17 protein-coding genes are annotated in these 22,915 nt (G+C 58.0%); 8 read left to right on the top strand and 9 right to left on the bottom strand.

Going from position 1 to position 22,915, the window contains the following annotated elements:
• Window positions 1–191: 191 nt before the first annotated feature.
• Window positions 192–2,720, bottom strand: coding sequence for a PepSY domain-containing protein (locus AC5SEM_RS00660; RefSeq protein WP_495473433.1), 2,529 nt, complete (start codon window positions 2,718–2,720; stop codon window positions 192–194).
• A gap of 236 nt (window positions 2,721–2,956) precedes the next feature.
• Window positions 2,957–5,296 (bottom strand): TonB-dependent receptor, encoded by a 2,340-nt coding sequence (locus AC5SEM_RS00665; protein ID WP_495471951.1) that lies wholly within the window; start codon window positions 5,294–5,296, stop codon window positions 2,957–2,959.
• A 207-nt stretch (window positions 5,297–5,503) separates the two neighbouring features.
• Between AC5SEM_RS00665 and AC5SEM_RS00670 the strand changes: the two genes are divergently transcribed.
• The 4 genes from AC5SEM_RS00670 to AC5SEM_RS00685 all read left to right on the top strand — a co-directional run bounded on the left by AC5SEM_RS00670 (window position 5,504) and on the right by AC5SEM_RS00685 (window position 10,305).
• Window positions 5,504–6,184: a Fe2+-dependent dioxygenase gene (locus AC5SEM_RS00670; protein WP_495471952.1), complete on the top strand. Its 681-nt coding sequence runs from the start codon at window positions 5,504–5,506 to the stop codon at window positions 6,182–6,184.
• Entirely contained in the window at window positions 6,181–6,936 is a 756-nt protein-coding gene (locus AC5SEM_RS00675; RefSeq protein WP_495471953.1) for a tetratricopeptide repeat protein, read from the top strand. The genes AC5SEM_RS00670 and AC5SEM_RS00675 overlap by 4 nt, the downstream gene beginning before the upstream one ends.
• 226 nt (window positions 6,937–7,162) lie before the next feature.
• Window positions 7,163–9,379, top strand: coding sequence for an alpha-xenorhabdolysin family binary toxin subunit A (locus AC5SEM_RS00680; RefSeq protein WP_495471954.1), 2,217 nt, complete (start codon window positions 7,163–7,165; stop codon window positions 9,377–9,379).
• Between the two features lie 47 nt (window positions 9,380–9,426).
• On the top strand, window positions 9,427–10,305 hold the full coding sequence (locus AC5SEM_RS00685) for a hypothetical protein (protein ID WP_495471955.1): 879 nt from the start codon (window positions 9,427–9,429) through the stop codon (window positions 10,303–10,305).
• Between the two features lie 39 nt (window positions 10,306–10,344).
• Here the strand turns inward: AC5SEM_RS00685 and AC5SEM_RS00690 are convergent, their stop codons facing one another.
• The 5 genes from AC5SEM_RS00690 to AC5SEM_RS00710 form a co-directional block, all read right to left on the bottom strand.
• Entirely contained in the window at window positions 10,345–11,508 is a 1,164-nt protein-coding gene (locus tag AC5SEM_RS00690; protein WP_034154440.1) for a type III PLP-dependent enzyme, read from the bottom strand.
• A gap of 652 nt (window positions 11,509–12,160) precedes the next feature.
• Window positions 12,161–13,318 (bottom strand): osmoprotectant ABC transporter ATP-binding protein OsmV, encoded by a 1,158-nt coding sequence (locus AC5SEM_RS00695; protein ID WP_047291222.1) that lies wholly within the window; start codon window positions 13,316–13,318, stop codon window positions 12,161–12,163.
• The gene (locus AC5SEM_RS00700; protein ID WP_495471956.1) at window positions 13,315–13,968 is read right to left on the bottom strand and encodes an ABC transporter permease; all 654 of its coding nucleotides are present in this window, start codon (window positions 13,966–13,968) and stop codon (window positions 13,315–13,317) included. The genes AC5SEM_RS00695 and AC5SEM_RS00700 overlap by 4 nt, the downstream gene beginning before the upstream one ends.
• Window positions 13,969–13,981: 13 nt before the next feature.
• The gene (locus tag AC5SEM_RS00705) at window positions 13,982–14,887 is read right to left on the bottom strand and encodes a glycine betaine ABC transporter substrate-binding protein (RefSeq protein WP_495471957.1); all 906 of its coding nucleotides are present in this window, start codon (window positions 14,885–14,887) and stop codon (window positions 13,982–13,984) included.
• A gap of 21 nt (window positions 14,888–14,908) precedes the next feature.
• The gene (locus AC5SEM_RS00710) at window positions 14,909–15,598 is read right to left on the bottom strand and encodes an ABC transporter permease (protein ID WP_495473434.1); all 690 of its coding nucleotides are present in this window, start codon (window positions 15,596–15,598) and stop codon (window positions 14,909–14,911) included.
• A gap of 358 nt (window positions 15,599–15,956) precedes the next feature.
• Here AC5SEM_RS00710 and AC5SEM_RS00715 point away from each other — a divergent pair, with 358 nt between their 5' ends.
• The 4 genes from AC5SEM_RS00715 to AC5SEM_RS00730 all read left to right on the top strand — a co-directional run bounded on the left by AC5SEM_RS00715 (window position 15,957) and on the right by AC5SEM_RS00730 (window position 20,760).
• Entirely contained in the window at window positions 15,957–17,540 is a 1,584-nt protein-coding gene (locus tag AC5SEM_RS00715) for a peptide chain release factor 3 (RefSeq protein WP_064119440.1), read from the top strand.
• 308 nt (window positions 17,541–17,848) lie between these two features.
• Entirely contained in the window at window positions 17,849–18,970 is a 1,122-nt protein-coding gene (gene fic / locus AC5SEM_RS00720) for a protein adenylyltransferase Fic (protein WP_122843128.1), read from the top strand.
• Window positions 18,971–19,142: 172 nt separating this feature from the next.
• Entirely contained in the window at window positions 19,143–20,342 is a 1,200-nt protein-coding gene (locus AC5SEM_RS00725; RefSeq protein WP_495471958.1) for an MFS transporter, read from the top strand.
• A gap of 160 nt (window positions 20,343–20,502) precedes the next feature.
• Window positions 20,503–20,760: a hypothetical protein gene (locus AC5SEM_RS00730; protein ID WP_331694402.1), complete on the top strand. Its 258-nt coding sequence runs from the start codon at window positions 20,503–20,505 to the stop codon at window positions 20,758–20,760.
• A gap of 197 nt (window positions 20,761–20,957) precedes the next feature.
• On the opposite strand, the gene AC5SEM_RS00735 is transcribed toward AC5SEM_RS00730, so the two are convergent.
• Both AC5SEM_RS00735 and AC5SEM_RS00740 read right to left on the bottom strand, forming a co-directional pair.
• Window positions 20,958–21,938, bottom strand: a complete 981-nt coding sequence (locus tag AC5SEM_RS00735; protein WP_127925811.1) for a peptide ABC transporter ATP-binding protein — start codon at window positions 21,936–21,938, stop codon at window positions 20,958–20,960.
• Window positions 21,938–22,906 (bottom strand): ABC transporter ATP-binding protein, encoded by a 969-nt coding sequence (locus tag AC5SEM_RS00740; RefSeq protein WP_016985406.1) that lies wholly within the window; start codon window positions 22,904–22,906, stop codon window positions 21,938–21,940. The genes AC5SEM_RS00735 and AC5SEM_RS00740 overlap by 1 nt, the downstream gene beginning before the upstream one ends.
• Window positions 22,907–22,915 lie beyond the last annotated feature (9 nt).

Raw genomic sequence — 22,915 nt, forward strand, 5'->3', positions numbered from 1 at the left:
CCCGGAGGGAGAGGGGGCCGACGGAGGTGTCTTGCGTCATACATCGACCTGAAAGACCGGGTCGATTAGGAGATCAGCACAAAGCCTTTCTCGATTATGGATTCGGTAAAGCAGTCGCAGGTCGGCGTACATCTCAAGCATCCCCCAATCAGTCCCCTCTCCCTCTGGGAGAGGGCTAGGGTGAGGGGCTTTTAATAGACATCACGCCGATATCGACCCTGCTCAATCAACCGCTCGACTTCGGCGCTGCCGAGAATGTCGTTAAGCACCTGATCAACCCCCGAAGCCATTCCCTGCAAGCTGCCGCAGATATAAATCACCGCCCCCTCCGCCAGCCATTTCTTCAGCTCATCAGCCGACTCACGCAAACGATCCTGCACATAAACCTTCTCCGCCTGATCCCGCGAAAACGCCAGATCCAGCCGCGCCAGATCGCCATTGATCAACCACTCTTCCAGCTCCGCGCGGCAGAGGAAATCGTGTTCACGATTGCGCTCGCCAAACAGCAACCACTGACGCTGTTGACCCTCGGCAATCCGTGCCTTGAGCAAACTGCGCAGCCCGGCCAGACCCGTACCGTTGCCCAGCAGAATCATCGGCAGCGGTTCGTTCGGCAGGTGGAAACCACTGTTGCGGCGCACGCGCAAACTGATGCTGCCGCCCACCGGCGCATGCTCGGTCAGCCAGCCAGAACCGATGCCAAGGGTGCCATCAGCATGCTGCTCCTGACGCACGATCAACTCCAGCACGCCGTCGGCGGCAATCGAGGCGATCGAGTATTCGCGCATGGCCAGCGGCACCATCGCATCGACCAGCGATTGCGCATGCAAACCGACCAGATGCGCGCGATGTTCAGGCAATTGCCGCGACGCCAATGCCACTTCCAGCGGCTCATCGAGGCCGTTGATTTTCACTGGGGTTTCACCGCGAATGCCGAGGCCATCGAGGAAATGTTCGATGGCCCACGGGCAGTTGCGCGGCAGCACTTCGACCAGATCACCGGCCAGCCAACTGCTGGTGTTCGGTGCGCTCAGGCCCAGCAAGTAAACCGGCGAACCGCTGCTGTCCGGGTTCATCAGTTCGCGGCGGATCAGGGTCCAGTTGTCGTAACTCGGCGCCTGCCAGGTGTCGACCGGTGCTTGGCCGGTGAGCAGGCCGAGTTGGGTTTGCCAGTGACGCAGGGCATACGGATCACCGCTGTCGACTTCCACCGGGGCGAACAATGTCTTGCCGCCGTGCTCCGCCAACCATTGGTGCAGGCGTTTGGCGAAACCGCAGAAGTGCTGATATTGACGATCACCGAGACCGAGCACCGAGTAATTCAGACTGTCGAACGTTGCCGCCTTGCTCAACACCTTGCGCTCGAATCCGCGCGCGCTGTCCGGCGCTTCGCCGTCGCCGAACGTGCTCACCACAAACAGTGCGTTGTTCGATTCACGCAAATCCTGCTCGCTGACATTCGCCAGTGGCTGCACTTTCACCGGCAATCCGGCGGCCTGCAATTGCCCGGCGGTCTGCCACGCCAGTTGCTCGGCAAACCCGCTCTGGCTGGCGAAACCGATCAGCCACGCCGAAGCATCGCCGGCCGGTTGAGCGAGGCCTTTGCGCGCATCCTTGATCTGCTTTTTCTTGCGCCGACGATCGAGGTACAGCAGCCATCCGGTGATGAAAAACAGCGGCATGCACACCGCTGCGAGCGTGATGATGATCCGCCCGACCAGGCCGAAGTAACTACCGACGTGCAGCGCATAAATGCTGGTCAGCAGTTGCGCCTTGAAGCTCTTGTCGGCGTAGCGGTCGACACGTTTGACGATGCCGGTGGCCGGGTCGAGGGTGATCTGGTTCAGCGCGCGATCATGCGGCGAGCTGTCGAGCAGGTAGAACACGGTCGCCGGTTGGCCTGCGACGGCCGGCATGCGGATGTTGTACGCGGCCAGTCCCGGGCCGGCAGCGCTGTAGATGCTGCTCCACATTGCCGCGTAATCGGCGGTTGGCGCCGGGCCTTCTGGCGCGGGGCCACGACCGCCGCGCACGCGCTCGTTTTGCGGCGCATCGGAAAGCAGTCTGGTCAGGCCTTTGTTGTACCACTCGTAAGACCACGACAACCCTGTCAGTGCCAGCAGCAGATACACCAGCAGGCACCAGGTACCGGCCACCGAATGCAGATCCCAGTTGAAGGCGCGGCCCTTTTTCTTCCAGTCGAGGGTCAGCCAAACACGCCAGCTGTTCCACTGCCGCGGCCAGCGCAGGTACAACCCTGAAAGGCAGAAGAACAGCAGAATCAGCGTGCAGGCGCCGGTGATATTGCGGCCGGTGTCGCCCATGGCGAGGAAGCGGTGCAGTTGCAGCATCAGGCCGAAGAAATCCTGGCCGACGGCATCGCCCATGAACTCAGCGTTGTACGGATCGAAGTAACGCATCTCGCCGCGCCGTTCACCTTTGGGCGGCGTGAAGAACACTTTCGCGGCGTTGCCGCTGTCGGTTTCGACCCAGAGCATCGAGACCTTTTTGCCGGACGTGGCTTCGATGCGCTCGACCAGTTCCACGGGCGGCAGGACGCCGGCGACCTGTTTTTCTACTTGCAGGACGGACGGATTCAGCGCCCGCAGGATCTCGTCCTGAAACGAATAGGCCGCGCCGGTGATGCCCATCAGGGCCAGCACCAGGCCTGCGGTGATGCCAAAAAACCAGTGCAACTGGAACAGGGTTTTCTTCAACACGTCACTCGCCGTCCGTTCGGAAATTGTTTTCACGGCGCGCATTATGCCGTGGGTTATCGAGAAGCGTTCTTTCTTACGCACAAAAGCCCCGTTCAATTGAATGAACGGGGCCAAGCCTTGCGGCGTATTCCCTGTAGGAGTGAGCCTGCTCGCGATAGCGGTGTGTCATCCAATCAATTTGCTGACTGACACAACCCCATCGCGAGCAGGCTCACTCCTACAGTTTCCAATATCGGTCAGAAGTGGAAGTTGGTGCTGAACAGTGCCGTACGGCCCGCCGCCTGATTGGCGAAGTGGGTCGAGAAGGCTTTGTCGTAATAGGTTTCGTTGGTCAGGTTCTGCACGTTGAGTTGCAGGTCGACGTTCTTGGTCAGCTTGTAAGCCGCCATCGCGTCGTAGCGAACATACGAGTCAACCATGGTGGTGTTGGCCACGCTGCCGTACACGTCGTCGACGTAGAACGCACCGCCACCGATGGTCAGCTTCGGCGTGACCTGATAAGTGGTCCACAGGCTGGCGCTGTTTTTCGGCGTGTTAGGCAGCTCGTTGCCATCGTTGGCCCGGCCCAGTGGACCGCCGTCGACTTGTTCGCTGTCCATGAAGGCGTAACCGGCGAACACTTGCCACTTGTCGGTGATCTTGCCGCTGGCCGACAGTTCGACACCTTGCACACGGGTCTTGCCGGCGTTTTCGTACGAGGTGGTGTCGGTCTGAACGCGGGCGTTGTCTTTCTCGGTACGGAAGATGTCAGCGGTCAGCGACAGACGATCGTTGAGCAGGTCCCACTTGGTACCGATTTCGTAGTTCTTGGTGGTTTCCGGCTCCATGTCGCTGCTGAGCAGGTTTTTGCTGCGATCGACGGTGCCGCCCAACGGATTGCCGTCCATGCCTTCGCCGAGAGTGTTGCCCGGTGGGGTGGCAGAGGTGGCATAGGAGGCGTAGATACTGCCGTTCTCAGCCGGCTTGTAGACCACACCGAACTGGCCGGTTACAAATTCGCTGGTGTCTTTGCCTTTGGCTTCTACGCCTTTGTTGACGGTTGTGGAACCGTCGGCTTCATAGGAGCGGTATTGGGTGTCGAAGTGGTCGTAACGCAGCCCCATGTTCACCAGCCACTGCTCGTTCAACTCCAAGGTGTCGAACACGTACAGCGCGTAGGTGTTGGCCTGAGTGTCGGTGCCGGCGTAGTTGCGCGAGATCGCGCCGTTCCACGGATCGTTCGGGTTCGGGTTCGACAGCGAGGTGCAGTTGTAGCCGCTCGACGCACCGATCATCGATGGCGTGCAGTTGGTGCTCGCCGCGACGTTGGTGGTGCCTGGTGTGGTGTCAGTGTTGACGTTGTACGAGGACTTCTGGCTTTCCTCACGGGTGTATTCGACACCGGTGGAGAAGCTGTTCTTGAAGCCGGCGACGTAGAAGTTGCCGAACAGGTCAGTCTGGTTGGTGGTGGTCTCGGTGTTGCTCACACGAGTATTCGCCCGACGCCAGACCGTGCCGTTGTTGACGTTGCCTTTACTGTCGTCCGGCTGGGTGAGGATGTAATCCTGCATGCTGGTGCCGTGACGCAGGGTGTTCTTGATCGTCAGCGAGTCGCTCAGGTCGTGCTCGATGGCGAAGGTCGCGGTGTCGGTGCGGCCTTTGCGGAAGTCGCGATCCAGGCCGTAGAAATTGCTGTGGTCACCACCGGCGTATGGCTTGTCCGGATTGGACTTGGTGCGTGCAGCGGAGCCGCCGGCAGGAATGGTGTACGGCACTCCCGAATCCGGGGTGTCGTTGCTTTCGAGATGGTAATAATCGAGGTTGACGCGGGTGTCGGTGCCCAGGCCAAACGCCAGGGACGGGGCGATACCCCAACGGTCGTAGTCGACCTTGTCGCGACCGGCGACATTGCTCTCGTGGCTCATCAGGTTCAGACGGCCGGCGGCGGTGTCGCTGAACTGGTAGTTGCCATCGAGGGTGTAGCGCTGGGTCTGGTCGGAGCCGTAGGTGAAGCCGCCGTCGAACGAGTTGCCCAAGTGCGCTTTCTTGCTCACCAGGTTGATGCTGCCGCCTGCCGCGCCACGACCGCCGATGGCGGAGTTCGGGCCCTTGCTGACTTCGATGTTTTCCACGGCGAAGATCTCGCGGCTCTGCGAGCCGGTGTCGCGCACGCCGTCGAGGTAGGTGTCGCCCTGGGCGTCGAAGCCACGGATGAACGGACGGTCGCCCTGTGGGTTACCGCCTTCACCGGCGCCGAAGGTGATGCCTGGCACGGTGCGCAGCGCGTCCTGCATGTTCAGCGCGCCGGTATCTTTCAGAACTTGTTGCGGAATAACGGTGACCGAGCGCGGCGTGTCGACCAGCGGCGCGGTGTACTTGGGCGAGGAGGCTTTTTCGACCTGGTAGGACGTCGAGTCCTGGGCTTCGCCAGTGATGGCGGTGGCGTCCAGGGCGATGGCATTGCCGGCGGCTTTGCTGTCGGTTTTTTCCGCAGCGAAGACCATCTGGCCAGCAGAGCCGGCGGTGATTGCCACACCGATTGCAGAGGCGAGCAGACGTGGTGAACTGACCGGTAATTGTGCGTGTTGACGTGCCATTTTTATTCCCCTCCCCAAGGATTTGAGGCGGCGGAATATAGGGTAAACAGGTATTCGTATCAATTGCGAAACATTGTTATTCGCACTGAATTTACATTCTTTACAATTTAACCTTACGGTTTTTGCCAGTTCATTCGTCTCTCGGGTTTTACACGGCCAATAAGAATCAATACCATTGCCGCCTCTTTGCCATCAGGTGACAACCCCATGCTGCTGCACATTCCCGGATTGTTCGCGAAAGACGAAGTGCAGCGCATTCGCCAGGCGTTGGAGCAGGCCGATTGGGCCGATGGCAAGATCACCGCCGGCTTTCAGTCAGCGAAGGCCAAGCACAATCTGCAATTGCCTGAAGGTCATCCGCTGGCCAAGGAAATCGGCGCGGCGATGCTTGAACGGTTGTGGAAAAAACCGCTGTTCATGTCCGCCGCGCTGCCGCACAAAGTCTTCCCGCCGTTAGTGAACTGTTACACGGCCGGTGGCTGTTTCGATTTCCACATCGACAACGCCGTGCGCCAACCCAAGGGCAGCATCGAACGGGTGCGCACCGATCTGTCGGCGACGCTGTTCTTCAGCGAACCTGAGGATTACGACGGCGGCGAGCTGGAAATCCAGGACACCTACGGCACGCAACAGGTGAAACTGCCGGCAGGCGATATGGTTTTGTACCCCGGCACCAGTTTGCACAAGGTCAACGCGGTCACTCGTGGTGCGCGTTATGCGTCGTTCTTCTGGACGCAAAGTCTGGTACGCGAAGACAGCCAGCGCGCGTTGCTGTTCGAGATGGACGGGGCGATTCAGCAACTGACTCAAGACATGCCTGATCATCCTTCGCTGATCCGCCTCACCGGCACCTATCACAACTTGCTGCGGCGCTGGGTCGAGGTATGAGTTTCCAGCTGCGCCGCGAGGAAGTCCTCGACGGCGAACAACTCAGCACCATGCTCGCCGAAAGCCCGGCACGCGCGGCGCAGGCAATTCTGCTGACGGCGGGTGAGGGCGAAGTAGAGGCGCAGGCGTTGCTCGGGCAGATCCTGCTCGACGGTCAGGGCATCGCCCAGGATCAACCGCTGGCGCTGCGCTGGTTCGGCATCGCCGCGGGGCGCGGGCATCTGATGGCGCGCAACATGCTCGGGCGTTGTCATGAGCATGGCTGGGGCGTGGCTGCGGATGCGTCGATTGCCGCGCAGCACTATCGGCTTGCAGCAGATGCCGGGCTGGATTGGGCCATGTACAACCTCGCCAATCTGCTGGCGACCGGGCGCGGTGTCGCGGTGGATCATTTGCAGGCGCTGGCGTTGTATCAGTGTGCGGCTGAACGGGGCCACGCGAAATCAATGAATCTGCTTGGACGGTATCTGGAAGAAGGGCAGGTGTGTCCGGCGGATTCGGCAGCGGCGCGCGACTGGTATCGGCGCTCGGCCGAGGGCGGGGATTTTCGCGGGCAGTTCAGTTTTGCAGCGGTGCTGGCGGATGAGGGACGTGTCGAAGAAGCGCTCGGCTGGCTGCGCAAGGCGATGGTCGGGGGGAATGCGAACTTTCTGCGGGTCGCCAGTGAATCATTGATGAAGGCTCAGCACGCGCAGATCCGTGCACTGGCGCACGCCTACTTATTACGCCTGAATCAGTGGGGTGGCGAGTAAGTTTGATAGTGCTCGTTAGTTGTTCGAGTAGTTATTGGCTTGTTTAAGTTGTCTTGAAGATGAATGGAGTGTCTTTGCTGTCTTGATTTTTAATATATTGACGCTTGTTGATTGTTGTCTGGGTGCTCTATGGTTTGTTTCTGGCTGGCGATAAAGGAAGTTGGTTTGATTTCCTCTTTGCTGCCTGTTTGACAAATTAATCATCCAACTAAGACAAGGGGTCTTTATGGAATCCAGAATTGACGACAAGATTGTCGAGGCCGCCGCCAAGGCGCCTCAAGCATTTGTTAATGCCTCTATGGGCGACGGTGAAGAATACAATCGGGATACCGGTATTCAGTTAACCAAAGAACAGATCATCAGTTTAAGAAAGTATGAAGTTCTCGGGCTGTCTTTGCCCGTCAGATTGCAAGACGTTATTGCTTATTTGAATTACGGTGCCGGTGATGCCGGTGGCGTAGGACTCAAACCCGCAGATTTTCTGCGCACCTTCACTACGACGTATGACCACGCCAAGCGCTGGTCGCCGTTACGCGAGCAAGTCATGCTCACCGGAACCGACCTGAAGATTTTCGCCGGCAGCATCATCCGCACAGGCAAAGGCATCGTCGAAATCTATGAGGATCTGAAAGCTTCGAGGTATCTGGAAGAGCACGATATCAACACCCCAGAACAGTATCTGGAACTCAAGCGACAGATTCCCAACCTGCCTGATCTTGCATTGCCGGCTGGCGATGTTCCGGAGATCAAGGCCTACCTCAACGATATGCTAGGCAAAGTCAGACAGTGCCATGAAAAAGCCGAACGGGTGCGAGCGCAACTGGACAGCTTTGGCATTGATATGCGCGAAAAAGTCTTGCCGGAGATCAAGCTGCGCCTGGAGTTTGTGTCGAGGAATACCTACCAGGCGGACATTCAGGTTCTCCAGGGTGAGATTGACCAGCGCTCGAAAGAGATCGATGAACTCAACAAGCAGTATGACCAGCTTGTTCAGGAGGCAATCAAATCTGCAGCGACGTTGAACATCGGTGGCTTGATTCTGGGTATCTATCAGGGCGTCAAGGCTGAAAAAATCCGCAAGGAGCGAAACAGTCTTAAAGAACAACAACAAACGGCCAACCAGAAAATGGCCAGCAAGAGCCAGACACTGAGTTCGTTGAACAAAGTGCGCGACGACTTGCAGAATCTTAGCTATGTAACGATCGAGGCTGAAGTTGCCACGCAAAATCTGATGCTGGTATGGAATGCACTAAGTACTTATGTGAGTGCCTCTATCAAGGAAGCTGATCTGCTATTGGAAGTGACTTCCTTGCGACGCTTCAAAAACCAGATTCTGGCCATTATTGATCCGTGGGAACAGATCAAATCGAGTTCTGATCAACTGCTGGGCGTTTTCGCAGCGGCGGATAAAGAGTATGGAAACAGCTTTCCGGCATTCAGGAGCAAGACAGTCATGCTGTCGTCGTATAACAATAAAACCTACCCCGATTTAAATGTTGCTGCTCTGCGTGAGCATGCCCTTGCAGTCCAGCAGCGTAATGTTACAGCGCAAATGCTGTTTGAGCAGTTCAACTATTTGCCGGGCACCGTGCGCACCATGAAAGAACTGGCCGATGCCATCCAGAAAACCGGCTTTGATATGCGTAATCAGTCCCAGAGTGATGTTATCGCTCTGGAGCGCGCGCAGACCAAGCTGAAGGGCTATCAGGCTGAACTTGCCTTTCCGGAAGATGCAGATGAAGTCCGTGAGGATATGGAAACCGAGCTTAAAAGCCTCTACAAAAAAATCTGCGAACGCTTCGAAGATCTGAAAACTACCCGCAACGCTATGAGCACGGCCTATGACCGAGCCGCTTCGCAGGAATGGATTGCGACGCTGCAACAGGATCAGGACATCACGCGAGCGCTGAAACTGAAGGCTGAGGAGAAAGTGATCGCTCTGGAAGCGGAAATGAAATCGGTGGCCGAAGGCATCGACTTGATCGCCAAGGCTGGCGTGGAGAAGATCGGCAAGGAAACGCAGCTATCCCTGGACAGTCTCAAAGCCTTGGGGATGGCGCCACCACAGGTTGCAGTTGCGATGCTGGCTGTCGACACGCTGAAAAAAATCATCGCCGGTATCGGTGAATCGATTTCCTTCCTGAACATGCTGGCGGGCTACAACAAACTCAGGGACAAAGCCGCAGACTTGCGAGCGCAGGTCAAAAAATACGTGAACGAGATCGCCCAGACCGCGGGGAAAATTCAACTGGTCGAGGAGCTTGATCAATTGGATGACGGACGTTGGAGCTATGTGAATGAGTTTTCCAATCTGGTCGCCGGGTTTGAGTCGTTCTGCCGAGATTTCAAGCAGGACAAGGCTCTGCCGGTAGACGACCGCGCAACCGATGCGATTGCCCGGATTGCCGACGTCGTCAAGTATCTGAAAACTGTTCAACAATAAGGGGGGGCGGGGCGGTGGGCTGTGCGCCCATCGCCTCCTGAGTAGTGATGAATACACTTGCCTATGAGTTTTCTGCCGAGCAACGGCGCATATTGGATCGCTACACGGCGTTTCTCGGGTCTCTCGTGCCGACGTTTAACAACATTGCCGTGGTATTTGAGCGCTGCAGGGCCAGCGGTCACGCACCTGCCGTGTTAGCCAGCGACTCGCGTTTGAGCAACATCCGATTCAATGAGCGCTATCTGCAAGAGTTCCGGAAATGGACTGATGAGGCCCGGGACTTGTGCAGGGCTTACGTTTCGGATCTCACCGTATTTACCCACGAAACTCGGGACATCAGCCAAAGTACCTCGAGGAGCGAGCGGCTCGATCAAGTGGATTTCAAGTTGTACAGCCTGTCCCGATCGCCAACGTGGAAGTTGTCTCCAGCCACTGACGTGCGGGGCCTGATTCACGAGCTGATGCTGCGCTTTTATTCGCTCAGAGCGGTGATCCAACAACTGAAATACCCCATCGCAGAGGTGCATGATGAGTCGTTCGGATTGCACTCCGTGTTTGTCAGGGCAATGGACCATCGCATCTGCCAATGCCATGCCGAGCCGACAATTGTCTCGGAACTGTTCCGCGATACCAACACAGTACCGGTTTGGGACATCACGTATTCCTCTTTGAATGCAGTCGTTCGCGCCGCAGAGTACAAGGCTGATATTGTCCGGTTGTTTAACGGATTGGCTTCCGTGAGCGCGCAAATCAGCGTGTTTATCGAGGAAACGATATTGCGCATAGACACTGCAATCAATGAGTTGTTGAAGGCCTACGGCGTGTCGACACTCAGAGAGCTGAATTTCCAGTTAGCGGGTATAAAGGAAGGAGCCGACGAGTTCATGGCGATGGTCGATCACCTTGAGACATGGTTGCGCAAATAAAAAAGGCCCATGCATGGGCCTTTTCATTCAGAGCATTGATTACACGTAGAACGACTTCAACGGCGGAAAGCCATTGAACTCAACGGCGCTGTAACTGGTGGTGTATGCACCGGTCGACAGCCAGTACAGACGATCACCGATCGCCAGGTTCAGCGGCAGACCGTACTTGTAGTTCTCGTACATGATGTCGGCGCTGTCGCAGGTCGGGCCGGCGATCACCACTTCTTCCATCTCGCCTTTTTTCTCGGTCCAGATCGGGAACTTGATGGCTTCGTCCATGGTTTCGATCAGGCCGGAGAACTTGCCCACATCGGTATACACCCAACGCTCGACCGCCGTGCGCGACTTGCGTGCAACCAGTACCACTTCACTGACCAGAATGCCGGCGTTGGCGATCAGCGAACGGCCCGGCTCCAGAATGATTTCCGGCAAGTCATCACCGAAGTCTTCTTTGAGGAAGCGGATGATTTCTTCGGCGTAGGTTTCCAGGCTGTTAGTGCGGGTGATGTAGTTCGCCGGGAAGCCACCGCCCATGTTGATCAGCTTGAGGTGGATGCCGTCTTCTTCTTTCAGACGCTCGAAGATTACTTTGACCTTAGCGATCGCTGCGTCCCAGACGCTGATGTCGCGTTGCTGCGAACCGACGTGGAAGGAGATCCCGTAAGGCACCAGGCCGAGGTCGCGAGCGAGAATCAGCAGGTCCATGGCCATGTCGGTCTGGCAGCCGAATTTGCGCGACAGTGGCCAGTCAGCCGTGGTCGAGCCTTCGGTGAGGATGCGCACGTAAACTTTCGAGCCCGGTGCAGCCTTGGCGATGTTGCGCAGGTCGGCTTCGGAGTCGGTGGAGAACAGACGCACGCCCTTCTCGTAGAAGTAGCGGATGTCCTTGGATTTCTTGATCGTGTTGCCGTAGCTGATACGGTCGGCGCTGACGCCACGATCCATCACCTTGTCCAGTTCGTAGATAGAGGCGATGTCGAAGCTCGAACCTTTCTCTTTGAGCAGGTCGATGATCTCGACAGCCGGGTTGGCCTTGACCGCGTAGTAGACCTTGGCGAATTCGAAACCGGCGCGCAGATCATCGTAGGCCTGGGCGATCATCGCGGTGTCGATCACCACGAACGGGGTTTCCTGTTTGTCGGCGAACGCCTTCATTTTGTCGAATGTAGCGCGCGCGAAATAGTCTTCGACCTGGATCGACATGCTGGGAACTCCTACTGGCAAACTAAGTTAATCAATGGGTGCAAATGAACGCCCTCCGTATCCCCACTTTGGTTCGCCTACTTCCCAAGGCATGTCGCCGAAAGCAAAAAGGCCATGGGAGGTGCAGCTTTCCCTTGGCCTTGCTGTCTCGTCGTCAGTACTTGAGCCGGATGGATCGTTTCCAGCATGGACGTTCGGCGCGAACTTTAGGGCGTGAGGGGCGTGAGATCAACTAAAAATGTCGCGTTTTTGCACGCTTCTGACGTGCGTCGCGTTCATCACTCTTTGTAGCCGACCGAGATGACGGGCAGATGTTCCCCGAGAATTTTTGAGTGTTAAAAATACCTGCACGTTCGCGGATTATGTCGGCGAAGTCGTGGGTAAGTGTGAAGGCGGCAATATCGGCGACGTTGGCGGCGAGAGGAGGGGGTGAGGGGGATTTTGGTTGTTTGGAAGGCTGTCCAGGGCATGCTGTCTGATTCTCAGGTGTTGAGATTCTTTTCCGCCTTGTGAAGGACTTGGTAACAACCCCGGTCCTGTAGGAGTGAGCCTGCTCGCGATGACTTTTTTTCAGCCGACATCTTCATTGACTGATATTGCGCTATCGCGAGCAGGCTCACTCCTACAGGGATTTGTGTTTCCTATCCGAAAATCAGGCGACGACGGCTTCAGCCGGCGAGACGATATTGGTCTTCATCCCGCGCGAGCGACCCGAACTCAGATAAGCCGCAATCGACTCCTGCGTCACCTCACCGAGGAACACCCGCTCGGCATCCATCACCGGCAGCCACGAACGGTTGAACTCGTACATGCGCGACAGCAGGATGCGCAAATGCTCGTCGTACGCCGCCGTGGCATTGAACTCACGGAGGAACTGCGCGCAAGTGCCGGTCTGACGGTGCAGATCGCGACGACGCACATAACCCAGCGCCTTGTTCTCGGCACAGGTGACCACGACATAGCGACGGTCATGTTCGTCCATCAATTCCAGCGCATCGGCCACTGGCGTTTCCGGGCTCACCGACGGTGCGTTGTCCGCGGCATCTTCGGCTTTCACCAACAACAGACGTTTGAGCGTGCTGTCCTGACCGACGAAGTTGCTGACAAAGTCGTCTGCCGGGTGCGCGAGCAGCGTGTCCGGATGATCGATCTGCAGCAGTTTACCAGCGCGGAAAATCGCGATCTTGTCGCCGAGTTTGATCGCTTCGTCGATGTCGTGGCTGACCATGATCACGGTCTTGTTCAGCGCGCGCTGCATCTCGAAAAACTCGTTCTGGATCATCTCGCGGTTGATCGGGTCGACCGCGCCGAACGGTTCGTCCATCAACAGCAGCGGCGCATCCGCCGCCAGTGCGCGGATCACGCCGATGCGCTGTTGCTGGCCGCCGGACAATTCGCGCGGATAACGATGCAGATACTGCTTGGGCTCCAGCTTGATCATGCTCATCAACTCGCGGGCGCGGTCGTGGCATTTCTGTTTGTCCCAGCCGAGCAGTTTCGGCACGACGACGATGTTCTCTTCGATGGTCATGTTCGGGAACAGACCGATCTGCTGGATCACATAACCGATGTTGCGCCGCAGGGTCACTTCGTCGAGATCGGTGGTGTCTTCGCCGTTGATGAGGATCTTGCCCGAGGTCGGTTTGATCAGGCGATTGATCATCTTCAGCGTGGTGCTTTTGCCGCAACCCGATGGCCCGAGGAACACACAGATTTCGCCTTCATTGACGGTCAGGCTCACCGAGTCCACGGCTTTGACGTCTTTGCCGTTGCTTTGGAAAGTTTTGCTGAGGTTTTGAAGTTCGATCATTTGAGCAGTCCTTTTGGAGTCAACGAGCGTTGCAGCCATTGGAGAAACAGGTCAGCGAAAATGGCCAAAAGACTGACCAGCAGTGCGCCGACGATGAGCATCGACATGTCACTGCGGCTGATGGAAGCGAGGATCAATACACCGAGGCCGCCGGCGCCGATGGTCGCGGCGATGGTCATCACGCCGATGTTCATCACCACGGCGGTGCGTACGCCGGCGAGGATCACCGGTACGGCGATCGGCAACTCGACCATGCGCAGACGTTGGCCGAAGGTCATGCCGATACCGCGTGCGGCTTCACGGATACCCGGTTCCACGCCGGTGAGGGCGAGGTAGGTGTTGCGCATGATCGGCAGCAGTGAATAGAGGAACACGGCGGTGATCGCCGGCATCGGGCCGAGGCCCTGGCCGAACTTGGAGTAGAACGGCAGCAGCAGACCGAACAGGGCAATCGACGGCACGGTCAGCAGCACGGTGGCGCCGGCTTGCAATGGACCGGCGAGGGTCGGAAAGCGTGTCATCAGAATGCCCAGCGGCACGCCAACCACAATCGCCAGTGTCACGGCGATGCCGACGAGGGTGATGTGCTGCCAGGTCAGGTGCATCACCTGCTGCCAGTCGAGATGGGAAAAGGCGTTCAGGAATTCCATGACTTCTCCTCTCTTAATTCAGCGGATGTTGGCGCAGGAAATCGGCGGCAACTTTCGATGGGCTTTCGTGATCGACGTCGACCCGCGCGTTGAGCTGGCGCATGGTTTCGTCATCGAACAGTTCGGCCAGCGGCTTGAGCTGTTCGGCCAGTTGCGGGTGCTTATCGAGATAAGCCTGACGCACCACCGGTGCGGCGGTGTAGTCGGGGAAGTAGTGCTTGTCGTCTTCCAGCAGTTTCAGGCCGAAGGCATTGAGGCGACCGTCCGTGGTGTAAACCAGACCGGCAAACACCTGGCCGTTGCGTAGCGCGGTGTAGACCAGCCCCGCGTCCATCTGGCGGATGTTCTTGCGGGTCAGGTTCATGCCGTACAGATCGACCATGCCGATCAGGCCGTCAGAGCGGTTGGCGAACTCGGTATCCAGCGCCACCAGGTGATTGGTCTTGGCCTCGGCGCGCAGCACTTCGTTCAACTGGCTGATGTTGTTGATCTGCGGATATTCCTCGGCGACCTTTTCAGGGAGGGCGAGGGCGTAGGTGTTGCTGAATTTCGACGGGGTCAGCCAGACCAGGCCTTTGTTCGCGTCGAGTTCTTTTACCCGGGCGTAGGACTGGGCGCTGTCGAGTTTTTCGGTGACATGGTTGTAGGCCACCAGCGACACGCCGGTGTATTCCCAGAGCATGTCCAGCTGCCCGCTTTCGTGAGCGCTGCGGGCAAGGTTGCTGCCCAGACCACCGGTGATCTGTGCGTCGTAGCCTTTGCTGCGCAGGTATTGCGCGGTGATTTCCGCGAGCAGGGTTTGCTCGGTGAAGACCCGGGCGCCGAGGCGAATCAGCGGTTTTTCAGCGGCTTGCGCTACTCCTGCGAACAGCAGGATGCAGCCTGCTATCAATCCCAAAGACGAGCTAAATCGTTTCATATTCATTCCTTCGCAAAAGCCTTAAGACGGGCGCAAACCGCGTTCCAGCCAGAGACGGCTGGCGAGGGTGACGACGCCATCGAGCAGCAAGGCCATCAGCGCGGTGCACGCGGCGCCGAGCAGCAGTTGCGGCTGATTGTTCAGGGCGATGCCAGGGAAGATCAGGCTGCCGAGGCTGTTGGCACCGATCAGGAAGGCCAGCGGCGCGGTGCCGACGTTGATTGCCAAAGCCACGCGCACACCACCGACGATGATCGGCACGGCATTGGGCAATTCGACTTTCCATAGCACTTGGCGCGGGGTCATGCCGATGCCGACGGCCGCTTCTTTCAGCGAGCCCTGCACGTTTTTCAGGCCTTCGTAGGTGTTGCGCACAATCGGCAACAGGGAGGCGAGGAACAAAGCGAAGATCGCCGGGCCACTGCCGATCCCGAGGACGCCCAGGGCAATCGCGAGCACGGCCAGCGGAGGTACGGTGTTACCGATATTGAAGATCTGCATGAAGCGTTCGGCGCGGCCGACCATGGTCGGGCGACTGAGAAAGATACCGGCGGGGATGCCCACGACAAGGGCGGCCAGCATTGAAGCGAGGACGAGAATCAGATGAGCTTGCAGGTAAAACAACAAATCGTCGCGGTAGTGTTCGATCGTGTTGATGCCGATCCAGTGGACCAGCAGGGCCAGGAGCGCGATCACCACCGCACCTCCCATCAGCCCTTTGCCATAGCGGATAGCCACAGGCGGACTCCTTTTTTTGTAGTCGGCGAGCGCAGTCCCGTGTGGCAAGCCAAGCCTTGGCTGCCGGGAGCGTCGTTCGCGAAAAGTAGCCGTTTTTCAGCGCCGCAAAAGGGGGCTGAAAGCGAGCCATGAGCGCAGCCTCGTCAGGCTAACTTGCTGATTTTTCAGCCCCTGACGAAAATTCGTAACAGGGGATGGACGTCTCCGTGCTTTAAAAGGTTCCCATCTGCGGCAGCATTTGGCCACCCTTAATGTGCTCAACGGTTCGGTTATTGCATCGAGTTGGGCTATAATCGCGGCCCTTTTTTGAATCACCGCCAGGCGATTTCCCATGACCAACCAGGCCGCCGAAGTCGCGAAACGCCGCACTTTCGCCATTATTTCCCACCCCGATGCCGGTAAAACCACGATCACCGAAAAGCTCCTGTTGATGGGCAAGGCGATTGCAGTGGCCGGTACGGTGAAATCCCGTAAATCCGATCGCCATGCGACATCCGACTGGATGGAGATGGAGAAGCAACGGGGTATTTCCATTACCACGTCGGTCATGCAGTTCCCGTATCGCGAACACATGATCAACCTGCTCGACACCCCGGGCCACGAAGACTTCTCCGAAGATACTTACCGCACCCTGACGGCGGTGGACTCGGCATTGATGGTTCTCGACGGCGGTAAAGGTGTCGAGCCACGGACCATTGCGCTGATGGACGTCTGCCGTCTGCGTGATACGCCGATCGTCAGCTTCATCAACAAACTCGACCGTGACATCCGCGACCCGATCGAACTGCTCGACGAGATCGAAGCCGTGCTGAAGATCAAGGCTGCGCCGATCACCTGGCCGATTGGTTGTTACCGTGACTTCAAGGGCGTGTACCACCTGGCGGACGACTACATCATTGTCTACACCGCCGGTCACGGTCACGAACGCACCGAAACCAAGATCATCGAGAAACTCGACTCCGACGAAGCTCGCGCACACCTGGGCGACGAGTACGAGCGTTTCATCGAGCAGCTGGAACTGGTTCAGGGCGCCTGCCACGAATTCAACCAGCAGGAATTCCTCGACGGTCAGCTGACTCCTGTGTTCTTCGGTACTGCACTGGGCAACTTCGGTGTTGACCACGTTTTGGACGCCGTCGTTGATTGGGCGCCGCGTCCATTGGCCCGTGTCGCCAACGAGCGTACCGTCGAGCCGGTGGAAGAGAAGTTCTCGGGCTTCATCTTCAAGATCCAGGCGAACATGGACCCGAAACATCGCGACCGCATCGCCTTCATGCGCATTTGCTCCGGCAAGTACGAGAAAGGCATGAAGATGCGCCACGTGCGTACCGGCAAGGACGTGCGCATCGGCGACGCCTTGACGTTCTTCTCCTCCGAGCGTGAGCAGCTTGAAGAAGCCTTTGCCGGCGACATCATTGGTCTGCACAACCACGGTACGATCCAGATCGGCGACACCTTCAGCGAAGGTGAAACCCTGGGCTTTACCGGTATCCCGCACTTTGCGCCGGAGCTGTTCCGTCGTGTGCGTCTGCGTGATCCGCTGAAGTCCAAGCAGTTGCGTCAGGGTCTGCAGCAGTTGGCCGAAGAGGGTGCAACGCAGGTGTTTTTCCCGGAGCGCAGCAACGACATCATTCTGGGCGCCGTCGGTGTGCTGCAGTTTGATGTGGTCGCCAGCCGTTTGAAGGAGGAATACAAGGTTGAGTGCTCGTATGAGCCGATTACTGTGTATTCCGCGCGCTGGATTGAATGCGGTGACAAGAAGAAGCTTGAGGAATTCTCTAACAAGGCTGTGGAGAACCTGGCGGTCGATGGCGGGGGGCACCTGACTTACCTGGCGCCGACGCGGGTTAACCTTGCGTTGATGGAAGAGCGTTGGCCGGATGTGAAATTCCGTGCGACGCGTGAGCATCACTAAGTTCTGAATTGGTTTGTCCGAAGCCCCTGAAGTGTATGCCTTGGGGGTTTTTTTGGCCTGCTGGTTTTGGTTTTGGCTGCTTGGGCCTCTATTTAATGTTCTCTGAGTCGTTAGCTACACGTCGCTCAAAATCCATTTCAAAGACACGAGATATGCACGTGTCGCCGCCAGCGACATAAGATCAAAACGTGTCGTCAAAATTGAAATGCGGCGACACGTATGGTGTACATGTTTACACTGACGCCACGAAAAGGGCCCTTATCGAGTGCCCTTGCTTTAGATGGATCCAAAGGATCAGGCCCTCATCCATGACCGCATACCCTTTCCCTTGGCAGGCCGACAAGCCCTATAACCAGCTTCCGACCTTGCCGCCCAGAGCGGAGCTGGAGACTCGCGCAGTGCTCAAGCGCTGTATCGAGGCCCGCACAGCGCTTGCCGAGTTGAAACAGGCAGCCGAGCTGATTCCGAACCAAACGGTTTTGATCAACACCATCCCATTACTGGAAGCGAAGGACAGCTCGGAAATCGAAAGCATCGTCACCACGACGGACTTGCTCTTTCAGCACGCCCAGGATGGCGAAAACCACGCTGATCCCGCTACTAAAGAGGCTCTGCGCTATCGCAAGGCCCTCCATCATGGCTACCAGTCTTTGGCCGAACGGCCACTTTCCACGGGTACGGCAGTCGAGATTTGTCGCACTCTCAAAGGTGTGGATATGGATATACGCCGAGTGCCCGGTATCCAGTTGGCCAACGACCGCACTGGCGAGATCATCTACACCCCTCCCGAAGGCGAGGATCACTTGCGTGATCTGCTCGCTAACTGGGAGCGCTTCCTGCACAACGAGACGGACCTGGATCCACTGGTTCGCATGGCCGTTGGTCATTACCAGTTTGAGGCCATTCACCCGTTTACCGACGGCAATGGCCGTACCGGGCGAGTGCTCAATACCCTATACCTGATTCAAGAAGGGCTGCTGAATCTGCCGATTCTTTACCTCAGCCGGTACATCATCGCCCATCGCGCCGATTACTACCGCCTGCTGCTCGATGTCACTCGCGAGCAAGCTTGGGAACCTTGGCTGCTGTATATGCTCAGCGCTGTAGAAGAAACCGCCCGCTGGACCAGCGCAAAAATCGCCGCCATCCGCAGCCTGTCCGAGCACACCACTCAGTTTGTTCGCGAGCAGTTGCCGAAAACCTATTCCCGCGAGCTGGTGGACGTCATTTTCGAGCAACCCTATTGTCGCATCAGCAACGTCGTCGACAAACGGGTTGCCCAGCGTCAGGCAGCCTCCCGCTACCTCAAAGAGCTAGTCGTCATCGGCGTACTTAAAGAAATACAGGTCGGCAAGGAAAAACTCTTTATCCACCCCAAACTGATGCAACTGTTGATTCGCGACAGCAACGACTTCAAACCGTACGTCTGATCCTGTTTTTGAGGCGCGCATGATAAGTAAGCAAAAGACCAAATTACAGCACCGCTGGGTAAGTCCGTAGGGCGATTCCTTTTTTGCGATCTCGATGTTCTTCAGCGCGACAACACGCGTGCTCCCCGTTAGTGTTCCAGCTCCACCCAAGTCGCTCTGAGAGGTCAATGGAATGACGAGTCGCCTGACTCACCTGCTGCGCCTCGGCGGCTATTTCAGCGTAATGGCCTGGGTGCTTGCGGCGCTGTTGTTCATCAATCGCTTGAGCAGCATGGTCAAGCTGTTCATGGCGTTGTACCTGCGTCAGGAGCTGGGGCTGGCGATCGAGACAGTGGGCTGGCTGCTCTCGGCGTACGGCGCGGGTTTGCTGGTCGGTTCGATGCTCGGGGGCTGGCTCAGTGATCATGTGCGCACGGCGCGGCTGACGGCGGCGTTGTTCTTTGTTTCGGTGTGGGTGCTGATTCTGCTGGGGCTGGTGACGCAGGTGCCATTGCTGGCGGCATTGCTGTTGCTCAGCGGAACCATCGACGGGGCTATTCGCACCCTGCATCAGCGGTTGATCATGGAATATTGCGTAGTCGCTCAACGTTCGCGTGCGCAGGCTTTGAGCCGGGTGGCGCGTAATCTCGGCATGGCCGCTGCCGGGGTGGCGGGCGGGGTGTTGGCGCAGACCGATTTTCGCTGGGTGTTTTTCGGCAGTGCGGCGATGACGTTGCTGGCGTTGCTGTGGTTTGTTCGCACCACGTGGCAGCGGCCGGTGTTGATCAATGATGAGCCATCCATGAGCGGCACAGGTGGATCAGGTGTGCCGTTTCGTGACAAACCGTTCCTGTGGTTGCTGGCGGCGACGGCCGTGCTCGGCATCGCGTTCGACACGGTCTACAGCACGCTGGGCAATTATCTGCGTGATTACTATCAGTTGAGCACCGAGGCCATTGGCTGGCAGTTCGGGCTCAATGCGTTGCTGGTGATTGCCCTGCAGATTCCGCTGTCGCATTGGGGCGAGCGTTGGGGCACGCGGCGGCAAATGCTCGCGGGGAGTTTGCTGCTGGCGTGCGGACTGGGCATGTTGCCATTCGGTTCCGGGCTGGCGTTCGTCTGTCTGTCGACGGTGATCTGGACCTTGGGTGAGGCGTTGTTCATGCCGCCGCTGAATGTGCTGGCGATGCAGTTTGCGCAGAGTGGCAAAAGCGGTCAGTACTTCGGCCTGTTCTTTATGAGCTGGAGCGCCAGTGCGCTGTTGTCACCGGTGCTCAGTGGCCAGTTGTATGGTCAATTCGGGGGCCACAGTGTGTGGCTGGCGAGTGCGCTGATGGTGTTGATTTCCATCCCGCTGACTTGGCAGGCCACGCGATCACGCGGCGGCGCTTAGCTGTTGCGGCTATGAGTATTATTCGAAAACTGTCTTTCCATGAAGGGCATTTCTGCCTGCTCGTTAGCGTCCTATCTGGTGAACCCGATGGATCGGAACTAGATTTCACACAGCGCCAGTCAGGCACGAATGTCTCACCTGAAAATGGATGGAGTCGGCTATGAAAAGCAGGTTGCTACGGGTTTTATTGCTGTTGAAAGTGATGGTCATGCTGTCCCTCGGCACCGCGACGGCCTGGGCCGAGTGCGAGGATCACGATTCCCAGGCGTTCAACGGCCAGGTCGGGCATAGCGGCTTGATGCTCGCCAAGTCCGAGTCCGAGCCGGGCGATCAGGGGCAGGGCGGCAGCGCCGATGATGACGACTCGACCACTGATGAACCGGACTCTGATGACGACGAAGGTGATAGCCAGACGTAAATCGCAGGCAAAAGAAAACCCCTACTGCCTCGACTGATGCGCAATCGAGGTGGAAGGGGCTTGGTTAACTCAGGAATAACTCACATCCCCTGTGGGAGCGAGCCTGCTCGCGAAGGCGTCATCTCAGTCAACATTAATGGTGACTGATTCACCGCTTTCGCGAGCAGGCTCGCTCCCACATTGTTTCAGGGCGGTTTTTAGGCCGCGCCATCAAGGAACTGCTCGGCGTAGTGGCAAGCCACCTGCCGACTGTCGAGCTGACGCAAGGCCGGCTCTTCGCTGCTGCAACGTTCGGTCGCATACGGGCAGCGCTTGTGGAAAGCACAGCCCGGTGGCGGGTTCAGCGGGTTAGGCAGTTCGCCGACAATCTTGATTTTCGGCTTGTTCGGGTCCGGATGAATGGTCGGGGTCGCCGACAGCAGCGCCTGGGTGTACGGGTGCAGCGGACGCTCGTAGATGTCGTTCTTCGGGCCCAGTTCCACCGGGCGACCGAGGTACATCACCATCACGTCATCGGCCACGTGTTGCACCACCGCGAGGTTGTGCGAGATGAACACGTACGCGGTATTGAACTCCTGCTGCAGATCCATGAACAGGTTCAGCACCTGCGCCTGAATCGACACGTCCAATGCCGAAGTCGGTTCATCCGCCACCAGCACTTTCGGTTGCAACATCATCGCCCGAGCCAGGGCGATACGCTGACGCTGACCACCGGAAAACATGTGCGGATAGCGCTGGTAGTGCTCAGGGCGCAAACCGACCTGCTTCATCATCGCCTGGACTTTCTCGCGACGTTCGGCGGCGGAGAGGTTGGTGTTGATCAGCAGCGGTTCGCCGAGCTGGTCACCGACTTTCTGCCGGGGGTTCAACGACGCGTACGGGCTCTGAAACACCATCTGCACGTCTTTGCGCAGTTGCTTGCGCTGGGCCTTGTCGGCGCCGGCGACTTCCTGGCCGGCGATTTTCAGCGAGCCGGACGACGGATCTTCAATCAGCGTCAACGCACGGGCGAGGGTGGATTTGCCGCAGCCCGATTCGCCTACAACAGCGAGGGTCTTGCCGGCTTCCAGTTCGAACGACACGCCGTTCAGTGCGCGCACGGTCGCATGGCCCTTGAACAGGCCACGGGAGACTTCATAGTGACGGGTCAGGTCGCGGGCGGTAAGTACGACGGCCATTACGCCACCTCCTGGTTCAGCGGGAAGAAGCAGCGGGCGAGGCTGTGGGCTTTCGGATCAAGGCCTGGACGCTGCGCGCGGCAGCTGTCCTGCACGTACGGGCAGCGCGGCGACAGCAGGCAACCCTGCGGACGGTCGTAGCGGCCCGGAACGATGCCCGGCAGGGTCGACAGGCGTGCGGCGCCGAGGCTGTGCTCGGGAATCGCCTTGAGCAGCGCTTCGCTGTAGGGGTGTGCCGGGACGTCGAACAGTTGCGGCACCTGACCGACTTCAACAGCCTGGCCTGCGTACATCACGCAGACGCGCTGGGCGGTTTCAGCCACGACCGCGAGGTCGTGAGTAATCAGCACCAGGCCCATGTTCTGTTCTTTCTGCAACGCCAGCAGCAGATCCATGATCTGTGCCTGAATCGTCACGTCCAAAGCCGTGGTCGGTTCGTCGGCGATCAGCAGTTTCGGTTCGCCGGCAATCGCCATGGCGATCGCGACGCGCTGGCTCATACCGCCGGACAGTTGATGGGGGTAGGCATCCATACGGCTGGCGGCGCCCGGGATTTCAACTTTTTCCAGCAGCTCGATCGCACGTTTGCGCGCTTGCTTGCCGGACATTTTCAGGTGCAGACGCAGCACTTCTTCGATCTGGAAACCGACGGTGTAGCTCGGGTTCAGCGCGGTCATCGGATCCTGAAAGACCATCGACAGGTCTTTGCCGACGATCTGCCGACGCTGACGGTTGCTCAGCTTGAGCATGTCCTTGCCGTCAAAGCTGAGCGAGTCAGCGGTGACGATGCCGGGATGCTCGATCAGGCCCATCAGCGCCATCATGGTCACGGATTTACCCGAACCCGACTCGCCAACGATGGCCAGCACTTCGCCCTTGTCGACTTTCAGGTCGAGGCCGTCGACCACCGGGGTCGCGGTCTTGTCGCCGAAGCGAACGTTGAGATTCTTGATTTCTAACAGTGACATGGGAATCTC

The sequence above is a fragment of the Pseudomonas sp. CH61 genome (assembly GCF_059429415.1).